The following is a 20,569-nucleotide window of genomic DNA, read 5'->3' on the forward strand; positions in this document are numbered from 1 at the left end:
ATACATGAGGGATTTTTTACAGAAAAAATTAAAAATAGAATTTACCAAATGGAAATTATTACAGATTTTAATCGCGGTTTTTCTTCTTTTTTTTAGTCAATATGCACTTCAAGATACTACCTTTCATTTTCCTAACAAGGTAGTTTTTGCTGTTTCAGTTGTAGCTGTAGTTCTATTAATACTTTTTATCAAAGATTTAACGAATAAGAAATTTTTGGCTAGAAATGTTGCGCTGATAATAATCTTGGTTGGTGGTGCTGCTTGTGTAATAAAAGCGCCACAAAGAGGACTAGATGAGGAAAGTCATCTTACTTATGCTATTGAGCTAGCAGACGGAAATTTCTTTAAGTATGAAAATGATTTTAATCCTGCAAAAGTTGATGTAAATGTTTCTCAACCTGACTGGAATGCTGTGTATAATTTTGACTCTCTCAGAAACCCTAGCGCAGATAACAAATTATCTAATTTTCTTCAGCCAAAACACCAAAGTTCAAAGTACTCTGGGAAAATTACAGGGTTAACCAATTTATCCTATATTCCAAACGCGATTGGTTGGGATATTGGAAGGATTATTTCTAACAGAGTATTTGTTTCTTATTATTTAGGCCGTCTCTTTAATGTTCTAGCTTTTGCACTGCTTGCGTTTTTCGCTGTAAAGATTTCGAAAAGATATTCGGAAGTTTTGTATTTGTTTGCAACTTTTCCAACTACACTTTGGATTGTAGCTGGTTATAGTTATGATTACCTTTATTATGGACTAGCTTTAATACTTTTTGCTTTGTTTACAAATTTTTTTGCAAAAGAAAAATCTATTGGAAAAAAAGAAAGCCTACTCTTCATTGGTCTCTCATCACTAATGATATTTCCGAAATTTCCCTTTGTATTGATTGGTACTTTTATTTGTGTGTTCCCAAGTAGATATTATAAATCTGCAAGGGATCGTATATTTGCTGGAGTCGTTTTTCTCATGAGTATGATTTTAGCTGGAATCTACTATATAAGCGGTTCAATTTTAACGAAGATTTTTCATTCAGTATCACCAACAAACAACCCAACAATTCAGGGTGGAGGAATTTTTTCTCTAGTAGCTCACCCAGGGATACTTTTGAGGACTTTCTTTTTTGAAGTGTTAGGGTCAATCGGTGTTTTTTCAGGAACAAACCAAGGAAATCCCCCTGCTCCGTTGCAGTATACTAATACAGATTCAGCCTTTTTACATAATATTAGCCCATTTTTATTCGTACTACTGTTAGTTTTAGTCTCAGCAAACATTCAAATTAAAATCCCTAATAAGATAAAAGTTTTTATAGTAGGTGTCTTTTTAGCCATTTCTTTTATGATTATGTATGCGATGGCTGGGGATAGTCGAGTTGGGATGAAAAGCGGTGATGTTATTTTGCATGGAGTTCAATTTAGATATTTTTATTTAATGTTTTTGACTGTCCCATTCTTTATTTCTGATAAAATAAAAATGTTATTTAAGTCAAGTGACAATAATCTATTGAGAACAAAAGATAGTTCAGTATCATTTTTGCAGTATTCATTGATTTTCTTAAATATTTTTGTTCTTGGAATTGCTATTTTTTCTTATTGGAAGTGATCAATTAGAAAAAATATATTAAAAGTCAAGCAAAAACTGTGAATAAAAAAATCATTTTTGAAAGATTAAAAGATTATGAGAAAAATCTTTTAGTGATCAAGTTATTAAAAATGATTTTTTCTTTTAATGGTTCATCTCAATTTATTTTTCATTAAACGTCATATTACTTTGAAGCAATTTGAAAATCCGTAATACTATAGTTTTCCTAGGGCTTCCCTTAGGAGAAGATATTCTATCATATGGAGTGAAGAACTGCCAATTAACTTCGAAGCTTGAATCAGTGCACATTTTAATTATGAGGAACTACATTTAACCATTTGTCTATGGTTATTCATATCCGCCAAGGCAGGTAAATTGCGGACATTAAAACTATCGAGGCCAACAGCCTAGTGAGGCTTCCTTAAATTATGGATATAACAAATTTAAGCGAGAATAACAACCTTTAGCCAGTTTTAACCACATTAATAGGAAAAAATTGATAGTCAAGTTACTTTGGACCTCATAAGTTTGTGCTTGAATTTCAATAGGTATCTACTCGCAGTAATGCCAAATAGTTAAAATGAATTGTGTTAGTTTAAACTGAAGAGGAGTAGAGTTTATTCCATATTTTATGATTCAGCCTCTCGAATCTTTTCATCTTTATGAGCGTTATTTTCTTAATTTTAATCATTGTATTAAAATGCGCTTGACATATCTTCTGAGGTGTTGGATAGGGTAGTTAAGGTAGTGCTCATTAATTGAAGAACCCACTAAATATCAAGTCAAGTGTCTAACACACAATATTTTAGCTTTAGAAAGGTCACGATCCTAGAGGTATCGATAGTGTGTCAGTTTTTTAGCTGATTGATCGTATCATCTGTGCAATAATGCTCTGAAACATTGTAAGGAAAAAATTTACGTGCTGTTTACGTATATGCCTTTTTATTGGTTTTGGTCTTTCTCAAGAATTGAGATTTAACAAATCCTTTGATGGGCAGAGAATTACAAGTTAAAGTGTGGTAATTAAATTTTTTTAAGAAATGTATAAGAATTTGGATGTAATGTCGAGATTCTTCAAGAGAAATTTGAATATTTACTTTGTTAGAATCAAGTTGTTCTAAACAATATTTAAGAGTTTGAAATCCTTAATAGACATTCTGAAATCAAAATTATAAATTCGAATTTCTCTATTTGAGCCAGTACAACCAAGATCGTGCTTATTCCAAACAATGACTCTAAGATATAGAACAGTAAGATTCTCCTAGACTTCATATTTAGCACTGTTGCAAAACGCATGCATTCTTATGAAAGATAAAACGTCTAAGTATTACCAAACTAATTACCAATCAAACAAAAGATATGGGTAGATTCAAAGCAAAATTGTTTAGAGATTAACAGTGAAATAATAGTCCACAGCACATAAAACAAGTTTAACACTCGTACTTTTGCAGCAGCTAACTAAATATAATATTGATAAGTTTTAGATTATCTCACTCACTTTTAAAGTTCTTTGTTGATTGGATTTTGAAGATAGAAATTAAATACGAGATAAGATTTTTAATCTTTTGCTTAGTGCTCAAAAATTTTCAAGTTTTGTTGGTGCTTCGCCTGAAGAACACTGAATCCAGTTTTTTGGTATAATAGCATTTGTGAAAAGTAAAGTTATCTAACTTGATGATATTTGTAGCATATTTTATACAAGGATGTACAAGTTGAAGAAATTAAATTTGAAATTTAAGGATTTGGAGTAATTAACAAGATGAAGAAGATTTTACTAAATAGGGCGTTTGAGAATGAAGAATGAGAAAATTCTTTTAATAATTCCTGCTTATAATGAGGAAGAGAGTATAGTCAATACTATCGAATCAATTGAACAGTTTAAAAGGTCAGTAAAGTTACCTTTCCAGCTAGATTATGTTGTTGTTAATGATGGATCAACAGATTTAACTCCATTACTGGTTCTTTCAAAAGGCGTTAAACTGATAGATCTGAGAATAAATTTAGGCCTCACTGGTGGGTTTATGGCTGGTATGAAATATGCATATCGTCAAGGTTATGATAGTGTAATTCAGTTTGATGCAGATGGGCAACATCTGCCTGATTATATTCCTGCAATGGTCAAAGAAGCTGACTCAGGAGCAAATGTTGTTATTGGGAGCCGATTTGTTACTGAGAAAAAGCCTAATTCATTAAGGATGTTAGGTAGTGTATTAATTTCATTTGCAATTAAAATTACGACAGGAAAAACAATCAACGATCCCACGAGTGGATTGAGGTTATTTGATCGGAAAGCAATTCAATTTTATGTAAAGAACTATAATATGACCCCAGAGCCTGAGACAGTGAGCTACTTGATAAAAAAGGGTTTTATAACGAAAGAGGTTCAAGTAAAGATGCAAGACCGCTTAGTGGGAGAAAGCTATCTTAATCTCAAACGTAGTATTCAATATATGATAAGGGTAGTAATTTCTATTCTTATTCTGCAACCTTTTAGGAAATAATCATGACATTAACCTTACGAATAATACTAATTATTGGCTCTTTGGCGACAACTTATTATGTAGCGAGACAAGTAAGAAAGGGAAATATTGAAATAAATCACTCACTATTTTGGGTGTTGTTTTCAATTTTCTTACTGTTAACAAGTATTTTTCCTCAGTATTTAGCAGTTTTAACACATCTAATGGGCATTTATTCTATAAGTAATATGATTTTTTTACTTATCATTTTTATTTTAGTATTGAAATTATTTCAGAATTCTGTTAGCATTAGCAAACTAGAGGAGAAAATAAATTCAATTGTTCAAGAATCTGCGTTAAAGGACTTGGAGAAAAACGAAAATGATAAAAAATAGCAAAATTCTTGTGACTGGCGGAGCTGGCTTTATTGGCTCTTCTCTTACCAATAAACTTCTTGTAAATAATGAAGTTATTGTAGTCGATGATTTATCAATGGGAAATTTTTCTAATTTGGTTGAATCGACAAATTTGACAAAAATTGAAGGCTCTGTCACTGATAAGACATTACTTGAAGAAATATTTATAAAATATAACTTTGACTATATTTTTCATCTAGCTGCAGTTGCTTCGGTTGCGGATTCAGTAGCTCGCCCATTTGAAACTCATCTAGTAAACTTTGATAGTACAATGACAATTCTTGAGTTGTTGAGAAATAATAATAATAAGACATTAAAACGGCTGGTATTTTCTTCAAGTGCAGCGGTTTATGGGGATGATCCAATACTTCCAAAATCTGAAATGAGTTCAATTAAGCCATTAACTCCTTATGCGATTGATAAGTTTGCTTCTGAAAGAATGGTTTCAATATATAATAATCTTTATGGGGTACCTACAAGTGCAACGCGGTTCTTTAATGTATATGGGCCAAAACAAAATCCAAAATCACCATATTCGGGCTTTATTTCAATACTCGTTGATTGTTTTAAAAAAAATAAAAAAATTACAATTTTCGGAAATGGAGAGCAATCAAGAGATTTTGTATATATTGATGATGTAGTTCAGGCGTTGATCTTACTTGCAACATCTGAGCAGGCTCAGGGAGAAGTTTATAATGTTGGAACTGGAAAGCAGGTGACATTAAATGAACTATTAGGAATTTTTCAGGATATTTCTGGGAAAAATATTGAGATTGTTTATGCTGCTCTAAGAGAGGGTGATATAATTCACTCTGTAAGTGATATTGGAAAAATAGTAAATATTGGATTTGAGAATAAATTTGATTTTAAGAGCGGTCTAGCAAAGTATCTGAAATATGAAGGGTTAAGATGAACTACAATATAAATTGTGGAATTTCAGATATGAAAAGCTTTGAAAGCGAGAAAGCAATGATAATTATAGGATAAAACGTTTCTAGCCCAAAGAAATAAAGATATCTGAACTGACATCTGATATTCTAACATTTTTTCGGATAATGATTCATCCAAGACTCAATTTTAGTAACGGGTTTATCTGTTTTGGGAAGCTATAATAAAAATTATAATTTGCCAAAATATAATGATTAAAGTAACTTTAATATGTACTAAGATTATCAATAATTATATGTAAATTCGGTGAGCTAATAGTTAAAGAATCTTTTTAAATAGACATGGATTCCTTCAACGTATTACAAATTTATCAAAAATATTTGTGCATCCGTTTCGCTGAGCCACTTCTGAAAATTCAAAGAAGATCAATAAATTGGATATATTATCCATTTACTTGAACTTTGGATAAATAAAGCTCCACTTTGCTAGAAAGTCATCAAGCATAGTTGAACGATTTTCTTTACTTTCGAATGCTGAGTTTGCTTAAAGTCTCGAATTATGACAGTCTTTAATTTGATCAGCTACACTAATGGAACGGGAGAGATGACTGAAGCAATGTTGGTATTTTGCAATGGGAAATAGAAGAAATACAATTTCAATCAAAGGATTGCTGTGTAAGTTTGAAAATTGTTTGAGAAAAAGTTACAATGTTGTGTTGTCAAATTGAAAGTATTTTAAGGAGTGAAGTTTGAGAAAAAGTTCTCTAGTACATACGTTTGTCATTTGTGCATTCAAGGATTCGCCATACCTCTCTAATTGTATAGAGTCTTTGGTCTCACAAAAATCAGTGAGAGAAGGATTTTCGGAAGTATTACTTTACACTTCAACACCAAGTGCATATATTGAAAGTTTATGTGATAAATTTTTAATAAAGATGAATGTTGGCGAATCAAAAGGGATTGGAGCAGATTGGAATTCAGCTTTATCAATAGTAAAGACAAAGTATGCAACACTTGCACATCAAGATGATCTATATTTACCAAACTATGGAAGCAAGGTATTGGCATCTTTTGACTTAAATTGTCAAGCAAACATAGTTTTTTCTGATTATTATGAAATTGATGCTGAGGGAGCTGAACGAAAAAGGAATATAAATCTCAATATCAAAACCCTAGCTTTGAAATTACTTTCGATTAGTGATATTAAAATTTACCAACGCCGTGTATATGCCTTCGGAAACTTTATTTCTTGTCCAGCGGTTTCTTATGACATTGAAAGACTTAAGGAATTTAGGTTTGATGAGTCTTTAAAAATGGCAGTGGATTGGGATGCTTGGGAAAGAATCATGAAGTATCCAGGTAATATAAAGTATATTTCAGAAAGGCTTGTGGCACACAGAATTCATTTAGACTCGGAGACAACGGCTAATAATAACGAAAAACGTGAAAAAGAGGAATATCAACTTTTTAGACGTTATTGGGGGAAAAATATGACAAAGTTATTAATGAAATTCTACGTAAAAAATCAAAAGGGAAACCAACAACTTAAGGAGTAATAATTTTAACTTTATTCCTCTGATAGCAATTTTTAGGCTTTTGTCAAATAGCATGGGTAGAAAGTTGTCACGGAAGTGATGGCTTTTTTGGTTGTGTAAATATCAGGGTTCAAGTCTTATGATCATCAAGACAACTGCTTTTCAAGCGTAAGCGATGAGAAGGTTCATCACACAAGATTACACATCAATGCCATGTTACAAAAAGTACTTGATTTCAAGCGAAATGAGGAGTTTTTATTCCACTTAATTTAACAATTCAGCTATCTTAACTAATTTGACAAGTTGAAAATAGATTCTAGTTTGAAAAAAAGAAACAAAAAAGTTATAATTGCTGAGTTAATGAAAAATACAGTTCAGAATAAGAATGTTACTTGGAATCTGGTGGGAGTCACTTTAAATGCTTCCTATTCACTTTTTTTGTTGATTTTTATAACCAGAATAAATGGGATTAATGCTGCAGGTGATTTTTCTTATGCATTTTATATTACTTCAGTTCTTTCAGCAATTGGCATGTATGGTGGAAGAATCTTTCAGGTTACGGATATTTCAAAGCGATATTCATCAGATCATTATATTTCTTCAAGACTCTTGACTAGCTTAGTAATGTTCATTGTCACGTTTCTGTTTTGTTTGATTAGCCTTTACAGTGTATATACCTTTTTACTATTTTTAGTTATGATCGCTTATCGTGCTGTTGAAGCTGTTTGTGAGATGTATTTTGGGATCATGCAAATAAATGATAATCTAGCAGCTGTTGGAAAATCAATGTCGTTAAAGACTGTTCTGACATTTGTTTTATTTATCTTAATAGATTTGCTAACTAAAAATATAGTTTTAGCAAGCTTATCGCTTGTATTTTCATTTATAATCATCTATTTTTTCTATGACCGAAAGATTGCTTCTAAATATACAAAAATCGTATTTAATTTCACACATCATACATTTGTTTTATTAAAGGAGTCTTTTTCCCCATTTATTTTTGCGTTATTGGGTTTAATTATGCTCAATATCGTTCGTTATTTTATTGAGTATCGAGGAAATAGCACAATTCAAGGATATTTTAGTATTATTAATATGCCAGCGGCTACTATTGCTCTACTCTCTCAGTTTTTATTTCAACCTTTATTAAATAATCTTGTAAAACTTCATCAAGTTAACAAAATGAAATTCTTTTCAATTGTAAAATTGCTATTAATTGCTTTAACCTTAATGGGTATTTTACTTGCTATTATTTCTTATTTCATCGGGGCGCCTATCTTAGGATTTGTTTATCATGTTGATATCTCAAGTTATCGTTTTGAATTAAGTCTTATTGTTTTATCTGGAATTTTTAGTGGCGCAGTAGGTGTGATTTCTAACATTTTAATCTTGATGCGACAAATGAGAATTCAGATACTTATGTATACTTTATCTATAGCTTTAGGAATACTGATTAGCTATCTTTATGTTAGAGATTTGTCAAGTTCGCTTTACACTTCCTTCATTATCATGCTTGGTGAATTTATAATATTTTTGTTGGTATTTTATTTTATTGTAAGAAAGAGCGTGAAAGACTCTAAGAAATAAAAAGCTTGATATTAGATAAATCAATTTTAAAATAAGTATTATAAGAAATAAAAAGTGATATGAAGTAGCTTCCAAAAGTTGGACTTTATGTAGCGCTTCACATAAACTGAACCAAAATCTAAAATATTGAGAGTTTTATTATGTCTAAATAGCCCTATGAATTAAAGCAACAAGTTCTACAAGATTACTTAGATGGTTGCGGACGTCATAAAGCATTAAATATGAAATAGGATTTATCAACGAAATCAACTATTTTTCAATGGCTCAATGTTTACAAGCATTATGTTTTAAAAATGATGAAAATCATCAAAAAGATAGAATTATGATCAATGGATAACCAAGAAAACTTGAAAATCAACGAATTTGTGAACTTGAAATACAACTGAGACAAGCGCAAATTGAAAGCGACTATTAAAAGAACTGCGGAGGCTAGCTACGCAAGCAAAAAAAATCAAGAAAAAGTCAAAATAGTGCGAAGTTTTCGTGATAAATAGACGCTCGCAGACCTATTAAAGGCGGTTGGATTATCTCAATCGAGTTATTTCCATGTACTACAGTACTACATACAACAGAAAATAGGGATATTGACCTAGAAAGTTCGTCAAGGACACCCAAATTATGGCTATCGTCCATTACAGTTCTTTTGAGGTATGAAGGAATGAGCATCAATGCGAAACATGTACTGAGAATCTTAAGAAAGCTTCAACTTCTTGTGACAAGCTTTTATCAGAAAGCAAGAAAACAGAGTTCTTATCTAGGGTGTGTAGGAAATGTTACGAAATATTTGATGAGAAGGCGCTTTGAAATAATTATCTTTCATCAAAAAATTACGACAGATACAACTAAATTCAAATACGATGAAAATTGTAATGTCAAAAGCTTATCTTGACCTTTTCCTTGATTTGTTTAATCATGGAATCATCTCCTTTTGTATCCCAAAACAACCAAGTATCTATTATGAGCGTTTTGAAGCAGGCAATAGATATAGCATCTGATTGCCCATTTCGACGTACTTTCCATGTTGACTAAGTGATGATGCATCATAGACATATAAACTTAAGGAGCAACGCATTTCCCGACCCATGAGTTGCAGAGAGAAGAGGCAACAACCATGATCATTTAGTGATGGAGAATTTCTTTGGTCTACTTAAACAAGAAATCTATTATGGCTATATCTTCACAAGCTATTAAGAGCTATCATAAACAACCATTCAGTGGATTCAGTATTACAATACCAAACGGATTATAAAAAAATTGGTTTGGCTTTCATCAAAAGGATATCAATTAGAAATGGTACACTAACAAAAGGCAAAAAGCTCAAGCAAAATTATTTGCTTGAGCTTTTGTCCAGCTTAATGGATGCACTAAATGGGAAATCTATACTCTGGGGGTTACATCAGGGCTGCTGCCAAAATTGAGACATGGATGAATTGTTATCCAAGAAAATATTCAAATATCAGATAACATTTCAGATGTTTAGCGGTTGCTAAATTATATTTAAATTTGCTGAATTTTACTAATTTAACATCCCATACCAAGCAATTCCTTCTTGATTCCAACCACGTGTTGCAAGAACATTATATTCGTTCAAATCTGTTGTGTAGAGATGCTGTAAAATTTGGGGATTGTATAAGCGATAGACTGGGACTTGACCACTGCTTGCTGATGTAGCATAAAAAGCAACTCCTTCTTGATTCCAACCGCGTGTTGCCAATACATTATATTCATTAGAATCAGTTGTGTACATATGCATCTGTATATAAGGATTATACAGGCGATAAACTGGAATTCCGCCAGAGGCTGGAGCGTAATAACTAATTCCTTCAGAGTATCCCCAACCAATTTGAATCAGCGTTGTTGCTTCATTTAAACTTGCTGTATAAAAATGTTCATAGTTAGTCGGGTTATATAATCTGTAAATTGGAACATTTACAGGTGCTGCTGATTGTGAGAAGAGATTTGCATAATCAATGCTTGTGTCTATGGGTTGATAGTGAGAAGCCCCAACATAGTACATCTGGGACGAATATTGCCAAGCGCCAAATTTTGTGTTTTGTAAATTCGAAGAACTAGGTGTTCCATATAAATATTGAGCGAGCCACATATTAGTTTTCCCAAGTTGTCCTTCCTCCATAAGGTTTCCACCTCCAGCTGTAGTCCAACTTTGGCTAGTATAATACTTTACATTAGAGTAACCAAGGAGAACCATCTCTTTTTCCCAACTTAAAGAGGCCAAAGTCCAATCCACAGAATTGATATTAACAGCAGGACTTTCGCAGTCTAAGATCATAGCAGTATTTGAAGGAATTCCAAGATTCCTTGCCACGGAAACAAAGTATTCTGCTTCTGCTACAGCTTGTGAATTTGCGGTGGCTTGGTCTGAAGTATCTCCTAATCGAGCATAGTGATATGTAGCAATATTCAAACCAGAATTTTTAGCCATTTGTAAAAAACTTTTCGCATAAGGATTTGTGTAACCAGTACCCTCGGTCAACTTTATTACAACAGTTTTGACTCCTTGCTTTTTTAAGTTATCAAAATCAGTTTGAGTCATCCATGATTGGGCGCTTGAAATATCAACTGCATCTTTTCGAGGAAGGTTAGAGTTATCGGAGGATAAATCAGCTGGAGCATTAACTGTTGAAGATAATTTAATGAAACTTAAGGGGTTAAAAGAATTCGTGCTATTTGATTGAATTTTCCATGCGTAGCCCATTGGATGATTGTCTGATTGTATAAATTGAGATACTGTAGAAGAAATTGAACTAAGTACTGGTGAGTTACTAGAGCTTGTATTATTTGAAGTTGAAGATTGGTTTGTAGTTGAACTACTTGATGTGCTAAAATGTGATGATGAACTTTGACTTAAACTTGTACTTGTTGAACTTATTGTGTTATCGGCCTTAACCACTACAGAAATGCAAATAATGATGGAAGATAATAGTCCTAAAGTAATAATTTTTCTAAAATTTCTCATAACTCATTATACCTTATAAAAAATGTCAATTAAGTCAGATCATAAAATTGTAATACAAAGTAATATAAATATAATATAAAACAATGAGTTGGGGGAAAGGCGTTGCAAAAGAAAAAAATTGCAAGTTTTTCGCAATTTTCAAATATCAAATAGCTGGCTTGCCTCTTCATGACTTGTATTCAATACTTGTAAGACATTGGTATCCACATCGTGTTGCTGCAGTTGAGTTTTCATGGTAATATTTGCTAAATCGAGTGTGTTGTTGTGCTGACTACGGTGACCAAGAAAAATCTTTTTAGTATGTCGGCCAATCACAGTGAGTGCCGATATTGCCCCATCTTCATTCGAAAGATGTCCCTTATCTGATAGAATACGTTGTTTGATTCTCCATGGATACGGACCATACCGAAGCATCTCGACATCGTGATTAGACTCCATGATATAAGCATCTGCGTCTGCAATAGTTCCAGCCATTCTGTCTGATACATAGCCCGTATCTGTCAGGATAACAAATGACTTGTTGTCTTTCATAAATCGATAGAATTGTGGAGCAACTGCATCGTGACTGACGCCAAAGCTTTCAATGTCAATATCATCAAAGGTTAGCATTTTTCCCATGTCAAATATTTTAACAAGCTCTGGATCAACTTTCCCTAACATATTATCATCTAAAAGCTTACGCCAGGTCAGTTCATTGGCATAGAGATTAAGATGATGTTTACGAGCGAGGACGCCAATTCCTTTAATATGATCACTATGCTCGTGGGTAATTAGAATAGAGTCTAAATCTTTAGCAGAGCGACCAATAGATTCAAGTCCTTCTTCAATTTTTTTAGCAGTCAAACCCGCATCAATTAGGATCTTCCTTTTATCAGTTTCTATGTAAGTTGCATTGCCGGTTGAGCCAGATGCAAGAATGGAATATTTAAATCCTTCTGTCATTCTATATCTTCATCACTTTCTTGCACTGGCTTTTCAAGGCTCAGGCTAACATCATTAAAATAATCATCTTCAAAAACTTCACTGTAGGAGATATTATCCTTTTTTTCGTTTTTAGAAACGAGATCTTCAGTGTAATCGTCTTCCATTTCTAAATCATCAAATTCATTCTCAAAGTCGCCTTCATCCGTGTAGGGTGTATAAGGGAGTACTATGGCAAACTCTGTTCCAATTCCTTCCTCTGATTTAACACCTATTGTTCCTCCATGAAGTTTAACAATGTCATAGGTGATCGCAAGTCCTAGCCCCGTTCCACCTGCATCATGAGTACGGGCCTTATCAACTCGATAGAAACGATCAAAAATCTTTGGAAGATCTTTTGCAGGGATACCCATTCCCTCATCGGCGATTTTGATGATCAGTTGAGAAGGGGTGACGGATAGACTAATCATCACAGTTCCTCCATCAGGAGAGTATTTTACTGCATTGGTTAGAATGTTATCGACAACCTGACTCATTTTAGAGACATCAATTTCGCTCCAGATTTGGCCCTTTGGAAAGACGGTCTCAAAATGGAATGACAAGGTTGGGTCACTATTTGTGACCTGTTTAAAACGATCTACAAGATGACTAAGAAAGGCGACCATATTGACCATTTCTTTTTGGGGCTTCATACGTCCTAAATCCATTCTTGATAAATCAAGGATATCAGAGACCATTTGAATCATATGGTTAGTCTCATTTAGAGTTGTAGAAACGAAATCGTGTGCCAAATCAGGTTGACTGAGAGCGCCATCTTGTAGTGTTTCAAGATAAGATTTGATAGTAGTAAGGGGAGTACGTAGCTCATGTGATACATTTGAAACAAAGGAACGCTGTTCTCGCTCTAACTTTTCTGATTCGGTAACATCATGGAGGACCGCAACTATACCTGAGATGTCTCCTGTCTCACGTCGGAAAATAGAAAAGTTAACTCTGAGGCGCACATATTCACCAAATGAGTTTTCTGAGTCAATCGAAATATCAGGAGTCCGCTGGAGCAAATCACGGAAAGCAAAGTAATTATCAATCTGCAGTGCTTCAGCAATTGTTTGGGTGAGGATAATCTCTGTTTTTGTTGAAAGCAAATGAAGTGCAGCAGTATTGGCTAGGATAACACGTCCCGCACGATCTGTCGCAATAACTCCATCTGTCATATAGGCAAGGATACCATTAAGTTGGTTATGCTGATTTTCTAGATTTTCCTGAGAAAGCTTGAGGTTTCTACTTAGTTGGATGATCATTCGAGATAAACCATTGACCTCGGCTGAATTAGTATCGTAGGGTTGGACTGAGTTATCTCCACGAGATAGACGGTCTACCGCATTGGTAGCATCCTTAATTGAACGAATCAAGTCAAAAGTAAAGAAGCTGGAGATAGCCAATGTAACGATAAAAAGACCTAATATTATCTGTAAGAGCGTGGTTGGCTGATGAACAAGGTTTACCACAATAAGCAAAATGCCAAAAAGTAGTAGAACAAAGACTACTACTTTTGTGATTAGACTTGAAGTTGGTTTATTATGCATTTTATATATTTATAAGGGCACGTGTGAAAAGGTTTGGATAAATCATGGATATCATCTCTCGACAGGGCTGTTAAGGTAGTAGCCGACCCCACGACGCGTACAGATGTATTCAGGGCGACTCGGATTTTCTTCAACCTTTTCACGAAGTCTGCGTACGGTAACATCTACTGTGCGGACATCCCCAAAGTAATCATAGCCCCAGACTTCTTCAAGAAGGGTCTCACGAGTGATGACTTCACTTTGATGGATGGCTAGAAAATGGATTAATTCAAATTCTCTATGAGAGAGGTCAAGTGGATGATCATTCTTATAAACAAGATAAGTTTCGGTATTGATGCGAAGCTCTTTGATAAGTAATTCTTTTTTCTCTATTTCGACCGCTTTCGCATTTGTCTCAGTTATGGCACGACGTAAATTTGCCTTAATACGGGCCAAGAGTTCCGCGTTGCTGAAAGGCTTTGTAACATAGTCATCTGCTCCAACATTAAGCCCGACTACCTTATCAATTTCACTATCCTTTGCTGAAACCATGATAATAGGTACTTCAGAAGTTTTTCGAATTTCGCGAGCGACTTCAATCCCGTCCTTTTTTGGCAACATCAAGTCAAGTAAAATCAAATCAGGTTGCTCAGCATGAAAAACTTCAACAGCTTCTTCTCCGTCAAAAGCCGTTACAACTTCATAGTGTTCTTTCTCAAGATTAAACTTTATAATATTTGAAATTGGCTTTTCATCATCTACGATAAGTATTTTTGGCATGTCTATATTATAACAAATAATTGATAAAAAACTTGACAAATTGAAAACAATAATATTTGGTGAATTATAGGAATATTCTTTAGAAAAAGGCATCTTAAACATAGCAAAAGAAGGAAGGTGATTTGAAATTAATAAAATATTAACTCGTTAAATGTACACTAAAACTAACGTTAGTGTATAAATTTTAATTTTTTAAAATTTTGGTTTCGTAATGTGCTAATTTCATGGCATAATATAGTAAGTCAAATGAGGAGATAGATAACTATGAACAATGAGAACGAAGTCAGAGCAATAGACACAATTGTGTTGAAGAATAACATTGGTGAAGAACTAAATCTTGTTCGAACTCACCCACAAAAGCTAGAAACTGGGCACTTTCAAGAACTGTTAGCTGATGGAACACTAGCAGAAACTACATTATTCGGTATGACCCAACTCAAACAAACAGTTGAAGTGTCAGCACAAGGTCTAAACCTCTTTACTCAGGCGGTGCCTATTGGACAATTGAAAACCTACGCGGATGGCACAATTTCTTCAATGGTCAAGGGACAAGCTGGCCAAATAGCAGCTCACAATGGATTTGTGCAGGCAGGTGCTTTATCGGCTACAATTTCAAACCCAATTGTTCCCATTGTTTTATTGACGACGTTGGTTATTAAACAACAGTTCAATGAATTAAACAAAAAGATTGATAAAATTACAGACAAATTGGATAGTATTACGGGGATGATGCATGCCGAAAAATTGGCGATTTTACAAACAATAGATGCTCGTATTAAAGCAATTACACAACAGGAAAATATTTCATCGGAGAATTTGAATGAGTTGTCAATTTTAGCAAATGACGCACAAACTGTTTTTCATCAGTATAAAATTTTACTAGATCAATTTGATACTACAACACTATTGAAGTATAAGGGGGTTAATGATGAAGCACGAATTGCTTATATGCTAGATAACATAAAAAATAGTGACTTCATCAATGCATTTAAATTAGCATATTATGCAGATTCGTTAAGTTGGCTCGTGAGATTAACAATCATCACATCATTGGTTAAGGCAGGTACACAGTCAAATATCATAAATGAACGTGTAGTTTCTTTCAAAAACGAATTTCAGAATAGTTTTAGCAGTAGTGCCTCGCTTTACATTGATAAAGTTAGGAAACCTGTTATTGAAAAAGCATTGGGAATGATTACGAAAGTAGATACTGTAGAAGATATTGCTGCAGGAGCACTTGGAAAAATAGCCAATGTTGCTAATCGTTTACCACTGAGAGCAGCAAAAAAGATGCAACTCCATTCAGAAAAGTTAAAGAGTGAGACGGATGACAAAAAGGTTAAAATAGCGATGGCCTTAGATGAAGAATTTGAAAAGATAACACGACCTGTTTTAGGTGTAAATGTTGAAGATCTTGCAACAAATATAATAAATAATCTTACTTCACCAAGAGAAATAGTTTATGCGATGGACGATAAGTCAGATAAAGTGCGTATCTTTATCGGTGAAACGGTTACTGATTGATTTTAAAGCATGTTTTTAAAATAATGGGATCCTCTTTAATTAAATCAATTAATAATAGGTGGAGGAATTTATGACCTCGGAAATAGCTATTGAAATCAGTTTATTAAAATGTTGAGTGAAGAGAAAAAACTTTGGCACAATCCTAAAGTTATTTGCCAGTGCACTTGGTGTAAATCAGGTCTTATAAAATGAGAAAAACTCTACTTTAAAAAATAAAATATTTGTTTAGAATACTTCGGAAATACTAGCAAAGAACCAAAAATAGTTTAATGCATCTGCCAACTAAATTGATAAGATTGTTTAAAAAATAGAGAATACAAATTTTCTTGATACTATTAACAAGATATTAGGAGTTATTTAAAAAAGCTTGTTGTACATTGTGTGAAAAGTAATTATAGCTGCTTTAGTTTGTTCAGATAAAAGCTTTTTAATAAGAATTATGAAGGAATTAGCAAAGCGATACGGTAAAGATTTTGCTATAATTAATAGAATGAATCCGTTATTTATATCAATTGAAGGCCCTGAAGGAGCTGGGAAATCCACAATTCTTGAAGCACTTTTACCAATCTTATCGGTAAAGCGTAGTGTCGTGGCAACACGAGAGCCAGGAGGAGTTAGGATTGCCGAGGATATTCGTGGGATCATTTTAGATCCTAAAAACACTGTATTGGATGGCAAAACTGAGATTCTACTATTTGCGGCAGCACGTCGTGTTCATTTATTAGAAAAAGTTCTACCAGCTTTGGCAGAAGGGAAAGTCGTTATTGCTGATCGTTTTATTGATTCATCTGTGGCTTATCAAGGATTTGCAGGTGGCGTGGATGTTGAGCAAGTCAAGTGGCTAAATGACTTTGCGACCGATAGCTTGAAACCTGATTTAACAATCTTTTTTGATATCACACCTGAAGAAGGTTTGAAGCGAGTTATGAAAAATAATGAGCGAGAGAAGAACCGATTAGATTTGGCAAAACTTGATTATCATAAAAAGGTTTATGAGGGATACCAAGCACTACTTAAGACTGATAGCGACCGCATTGTTGCGATTGATGCTTCTAAGAGCCCAGAAGAAGTTTTAGATCAAATTATAAACGTTCTTTATACTCGTTTCCCAGGTGAATTTTTATGAAAATTGCAGAAGTTCAACCTCGACTTTTTGAGCATTTCCAAAAGTTATTAAAGCATCAGCAGCTTTCACATGCCTATCTATTTGTTGGTGGATTCGGAAATTATGATATGGCGATGTGGCTAGCAAAAGGCGTTTTTTGTGAGAAAATGGGTGCCCCATGTGGTAACTGCCGTATTTGTAAGTTAATTGATAGAAATGAATTTTCTGAACTTCAAATTATAGAGCCAGATGGCCAAATGATCAGGGTAGATCAAGTACGAGAGTTACTTGCTAATTTTGCCTCAACTGGCTTTGAATCTACGAAAAAAGTGGTGATCATTAAAGAGGCTGAGAAGATGGGTATGAATGCAGCAAATGCCTTGCTTAAGACAATTGAGGAGCCTGAGAGTGAGGTCTATATTTTTCTTTTAGCCGAAAATGAAAGCCTCCTACTTCCAACAATTCAGTCTCGGGCGCAAAAAGTTGTCTTTCCTAAAGATGAAATTTATTTATCAAACTTTCTACAACAGATGGGTCTTTTAAAGACAGAAGCGGATCTTTTGGCTGCTATTACCAATTCAACCGATGAAGCAAAAGCTTTGGCTGAATCAAGTTGGTATTTACCAGCCAGTAAGGTTTTGGCTAATTTTGTAGAAGTTATCCAAAGCTCGAATGAATTAGCTTTTCTCAAAGTGATTGAACTCTTGCCTCATTTTGAGGGAAAGAAGGAGCAGAGTGTAGCATTTGAAATTCTCCTCATTCTTTTCAATCAAGTTCAAGCAACCAATTTTACAATAAAAACCTTTAAGGCAGAGAAAATGTGGCGTGCCAATGTTCGTTTTCAGTCTTGCCTGGAAAGCATCTGTTTATGATTTATCAAATAAATTTTTCAAATGGTCTACCAAGCTTTTTAGCTAATTCAGAGATTACATATGTTAAAAATGATGAAGTGATTATTAAATCGGACAAGGCAACTTATTTCGGGAAGATTGGGAGGATTTTATCTGGGCATTCATCGGAACTTGACTTGATTGAAAATCAGGCAAAAGTTTTACGCTTGGCTGATGAAAATGACAGGATCATCCTTAACAGTATTTATCATGAGTCTATATTTGCTAAGGAGGGAGTACGAGAAATCGTGGTAGATTCTGGGCTCGCTATGAAAGTCGTTACTGTAACTTATAACTTTGATCAGTCGTTCCTCTATATTTCTTTTACAGCTGAAAATCGAGTTGATTTCCGGCAATTATTAAAAGATTTAGCAAGTCATTTCCAGACTCGGATCGAACTGCGTCAGATTGGAAGCCGAGATGAGACGAAATTATTTGGAGGAATTGGGCCTTGTGGTCGTCCTTTGTGCTGTTCTGAGTTTTTATATGAATTCCCATCTGTGTCAATTAAAATGGCAAAAAATCAACAATTAGCCTTTAATCAGGGAAAACTCAATGGTATGTGTGGCCGTCTGATGTGTTGTCTTAGCTATGAAGATGACTTTTACAAGCAAGCAGCTCAAGAATTTCCTGATTTTGGTGGCCTTATGAAAACCTCTGAAGGGCTTGGAAAAGTCATTGGAATGAATATTTTGGGAAGGTCTGTAAAATTACGCTTTGATGATTTTGTGAGAGAATACTCATTAGATGAATTGCTGGATGAATCAAAAAAGGAGGTTGCTCATGTTTGAATCAACTCAGAATAGGGAAGAAATCCTTGAAAGCTTGAATCGTCTAGAGATAGATTTGGCAGATACCTATGCAATTATTGGGACAATGAAGGATTTTTTAAATGATACTTTGACTGAAAATACGCAATTCCGTTTGGAAAACGAGCGTCTACGAGATCGCATTGAAGAACTAGAAAGTTCAACAAATGCTAGGAAATCAGTGGATAGCCTACAAAAAATCTACGACGAAGGTTTTCACGTCTGTCGGACGTACTATGGAAAGGTTTTAGAAAACGGTGAAAACTGTTTGCTTTGCCAGGAGGTACTATCTTAATGCCAAATCTAAAAATTCAATCAAGCTTCCGTGGCACGAGTGACTTCGGAAGACTTTTTTTAGTTCCCACTCCAATTGGTAATCTCGAGGATATGACCTTCCGTGGTGTTAAAACTCTGGTTGAAGCTGATTTGATTTGTGCTGAGGATACGCGGAACACATTAAAACTTCTGAATCACTTTGAAATCAAAACACCAATGGAGAGCTTTCACGAACACAACTGGGCAGAGAAGATTCCAAAGCTTTTGGACTTTTTGAAATCAGGTCGATCAATTGCCCAAGTCTCCGATGCCGGCATGCCATCCATCTCAGACCCAGGGCATGAACTTGTCATCGCAGCAATCGCGGAAGATATTCCCGTTGTCGCTTTGCCTGGACCGTCGGCTGGAATTACTGCCCTGATTGCCTCAGGTGTAAATCCTCAGCCACATATTTTTTATGGGTTCTTACCTCGTAAGAGAGGTTCTCAGATTGCTTTTTTTGAAGGTAAGAAAAATTATCCAGAGACTCAGATTTTTTATGAGTCACCTCTACGCTTGGTTGATACGCTGACAAATATGTTAGCTGTTTATGGAGATCGCCAGGCCGTTTTGACACGTGAATTGACGAAAATCTATGAGGAGTATCGTCGTGGAGATATTTCAGAATTGATTGAAGACCTGAAAGAGCATCCTGCAAAGGGTGAATGTCTCTTGATCGTGTCAGGTTCTGATGGCTTGGCAGAGCTTGAATTTGAGGGGAGCCCGTTTGAAGAAGTTCAAAATCTGATTCAAATGGGAGAAAAGCCAAATAATGCTATTAAACTGGTTGCAAAGACACGAGGCCTAAATCGTCAAGAATTTTATAAAGAAATTCATAATTTGACTGATTGAAAAATAGGGATGAAACAGGCTAATGAAGTATTTCAGCCAGGGGATGAATATCTTAGAAATAACCGGTCTGAAGAATATGATGAAATATTAATTTAACCATTTTTAGATTTTTAAGGAGCCTTACTATATTTGTGTTTGCACTGGTTTAAATTGAAATTTTTAAATCTTCTGCATTAAAATATATTTTGCAACTTTGACAGTTTGAAAAAAGGAAGATAAAGGAAGAGATTTATGGCACGCTCTATGAAAATAGATATTGATGGAGCGTTGGTAGACAAACGGATACTATAATGTTACAGCATCAATAGAGAGATTTTGTAAGTTTTTCTTCTCAACGAATGGAGTTCTTTCAAGGTAAATGGGCTCTA

At 34.3% G+C, this 20,569-nt stretch carries 17 protein-coding genes; 13 read left to right on the forward strand and 4 right to left on the reverse strand.

Annotated features, from left to right (window positions below; translation table 11 throughout):
* The first annotated feature begins 4 nt into the window (after positions 1-4).
* The 7 genes from HNQ37_RS02670 to HNQ37_RS08670 all read left to right on the forward strand — a co-directional run bounded on the left by HNQ37_RS02670 (position 5) and on the right by HNQ37_RS08670 (position 9,654).
* The gene (locus tag HNQ37_RS02670; RefSeq protein ID WP_183539066.1) at positions 5-1,600 is read left to right on the forward strand and encodes a DUF2142 domain-containing protein; all 1,596 of its coding nucleotides are present in this window, start codon (positions 5-7) and stop codon (positions 1,598-1,600) included.
* Positions 1,601-3,372: 1,772 nt separating this feature from the next.
* Positions 3,373-4,080, forward strand: coding sequence for a glycosyltransferase family 2 protein (locus tag HNQ37_RS02675; protein WP_183539068.1), 708 nt, complete (start codon positions 3,373-3,375; stop codon positions 4,078-4,080).
* Positions 4,081-4,082: 2 nt separating this feature from the next.
* Positions 4,083-4,433 carry a DUF2304 domain-containing protein gene (locus tag HNQ37_RS02680; RefSeq protein ID WP_183539070.1) on the forward strand — a complete coding sequence of 117 codons (351 nt, stop codon included), beginning with the start codon at positions 4,083-4,085 and terminating at the stop codon, positions 4,431-4,433.
* Positions 4,420-5,367, forward strand: coding sequence for an NAD-dependent epimerase/dehydratase family protein (locus tag HNQ37_RS02685; protein ID WP_183539072.1), 948 nt, complete (start codon positions 4,420-4,422; stop codon positions 5,365-5,367). The genes HNQ37_RS02680 and HNQ37_RS02685 overlap by 14 nt, the downstream gene beginning before the upstream one ends.
* A 723-nt stretch (positions 5,368-6,090) precedes the next feature.
* A complete protein-coding gene (locus HNQ37_RS02690; RefSeq protein ID WP_183539074.1) occupies positions 6,091-6,897 on the forward strand; it encodes a glycosyltransferase family 2 protein in 807 nt (268 codons plus the stop codon).
* Between the two features lie 339 nt (positions 6,898-7,236).
* The gene (locus tag HNQ37_RS02695) at positions 7,237-8,463 is read left to right on the forward strand and encodes an MATE family efflux transporter (protein ID WP_183539076.1); all 1,227 of its coding nucleotides are present in this window, start codon (positions 7,237-7,239) and stop codon (positions 8,461-8,463) included.
* 1,125 nt (positions 8,464-9,588) lie between these two features.
* On the forward strand, positions 9,589-9,654 hold the full coding sequence (locus HNQ37_RS08670; RefSeq protein ID WP_183539135.1) for an IS3 family transposase: 66 nt from the start codon (positions 9,589-9,591) through the stop codon (positions 9,652-9,654).
* Between the two features lie 325 nt (positions 9,655-9,979).
* On the opposite strand, the gene HNQ37_RS02705 is transcribed toward HNQ37_RS08670, so the two are convergent.
* The 4 genes from HNQ37_RS02705 to yycF all read right to left on the reverse strand — a co-directional run bounded on the left by HNQ37_RS02705 (position 9,980) and on the right by yycF (position 14,706).
* A complete protein-coding gene (locus tag HNQ37_RS02705; RefSeq protein ID WP_183539078.1) occupies positions 9,980-11,440 on the reverse strand; it encodes a GH25 family lysozyme in 1,461 nt (486 codons plus the stop codon).
* Positions 11,441-11,578: 138 nt separating this feature from the next.
* Positions 11,579-12,382 carry an MBL fold metallo-hydrolase gene (locus HNQ37_RS02710; protein WP_183539080.1) on the reverse strand — a complete coding sequence of 268 codons (804 nt, stop codon included), beginning with the start codon at positions 12,380-12,382 and terminating at the stop codon, positions 11,579-11,581.
* Positions 12,379-13,947, reverse strand: coding sequence for an ATP-binding protein (locus tag HNQ37_RS02715; RefSeq protein ID WP_183539082.1), 1,569 nt, complete (start codon positions 13,945-13,947; stop codon positions 12,379-12,381). The genes HNQ37_RS02710 and HNQ37_RS02715 overlap by 4 nt, the downstream gene beginning before the upstream one ends.
* Positions 13,948-13,998: 51 nt before the next feature.
* Positions 13,999-14,706 carry a response regulator YycF gene (gene yycF / locus HNQ37_RS02720; protein WP_183539084.1) on the reverse strand — a complete coding sequence of 236 codons (708 nt, stop codon included), beginning with the start codon at positions 14,704-14,706 and terminating at the stop codon, positions 13,999-14,001.
* A 264-nt stretch (positions 14,707-14,970) separates the two neighbouring features.
* Here yycF and HNQ37_RS02725 point away from each other — a divergent pair, with 264 nt between their 5' ends.
* From HNQ37_RS02725 to rsmI, 6 genes are all read left to right on the forward strand, one after another.
* Positions 14,971-16,230, forward strand: a complete 1,260-nt coding sequence (locus tag HNQ37_RS02725) for a hypothetical protein (RefSeq protein ID WP_183539086.1) — start codon at positions 14,971-14,973, stop codon at positions 16,228-16,230.
* Positions 16,231-16,720: 490 nt separating this feature from the next.
* Positions 16,721-17,356, forward strand: coding sequence for a dTMP kinase (tmk, locus tag HNQ37_RS02730; protein WP_183539088.1), 636 nt, complete (start codon positions 16,721-16,723; stop codon positions 17,354-17,356).
* A complete protein-coding gene (locus tag HNQ37_RS02735; protein ID WP_183539090.1) occupies positions 17,353-18,207 on the forward strand; it encodes a DNA polymerase III subunit delta' in 855 nt (284 codons plus the stop codon). Before tmk ends, HNQ37_RS02735 begins: the two co-directional genes overlap by 4 nt.
* Positions 18,204-19,016, forward strand: coding sequence for a regulatory iron-sulfur-containing complex subunit RicT (gene ricT / locus HNQ37_RS02740; protein WP_183539092.1), 813 nt, complete (start codon positions 18,204-18,206; stop codon positions 19,014-19,016). Before HNQ37_RS02735 ends, ricT begins: the two co-directional genes overlap by 4 nt.
* The gene (locus HNQ37_RS02745) at positions 19,009-19,329 is read left to right on the forward strand and encodes an initiation control protein YabA (protein WP_183539094.1); all 321 of its coding nucleotides are present in this window, start codon (positions 19,009-19,011) and stop codon (positions 19,327-19,329) included. Before ricT ends, HNQ37_RS02745 begins: the two co-directional genes overlap by 8 nt.
* On the forward strand, positions 19,329-20,201 hold the full coding sequence (gene rsmI, locus HNQ37_RS02750) for a 16S rRNA (cytidine(1402)-2'-O)-methyltransferase (protein WP_183539096.1): 873 nt from the start codon (positions 19,329-19,331) through the stop codon (positions 20,199-20,201). Before HNQ37_RS02745 ends, rsmI begins: the two co-directional genes overlap by 1 nt.
* Positions 20,202-20,569 lie beyond the last annotated feature (368 nt).

It is taken from the genome of Lactovum miscens (assembly GCF_014202895.1).
Lineage (GTDB): Bacteria > Bacillota > Bacilli > Lactobacillales > Streptococcaceae > Lactovum > Lactovum miscens.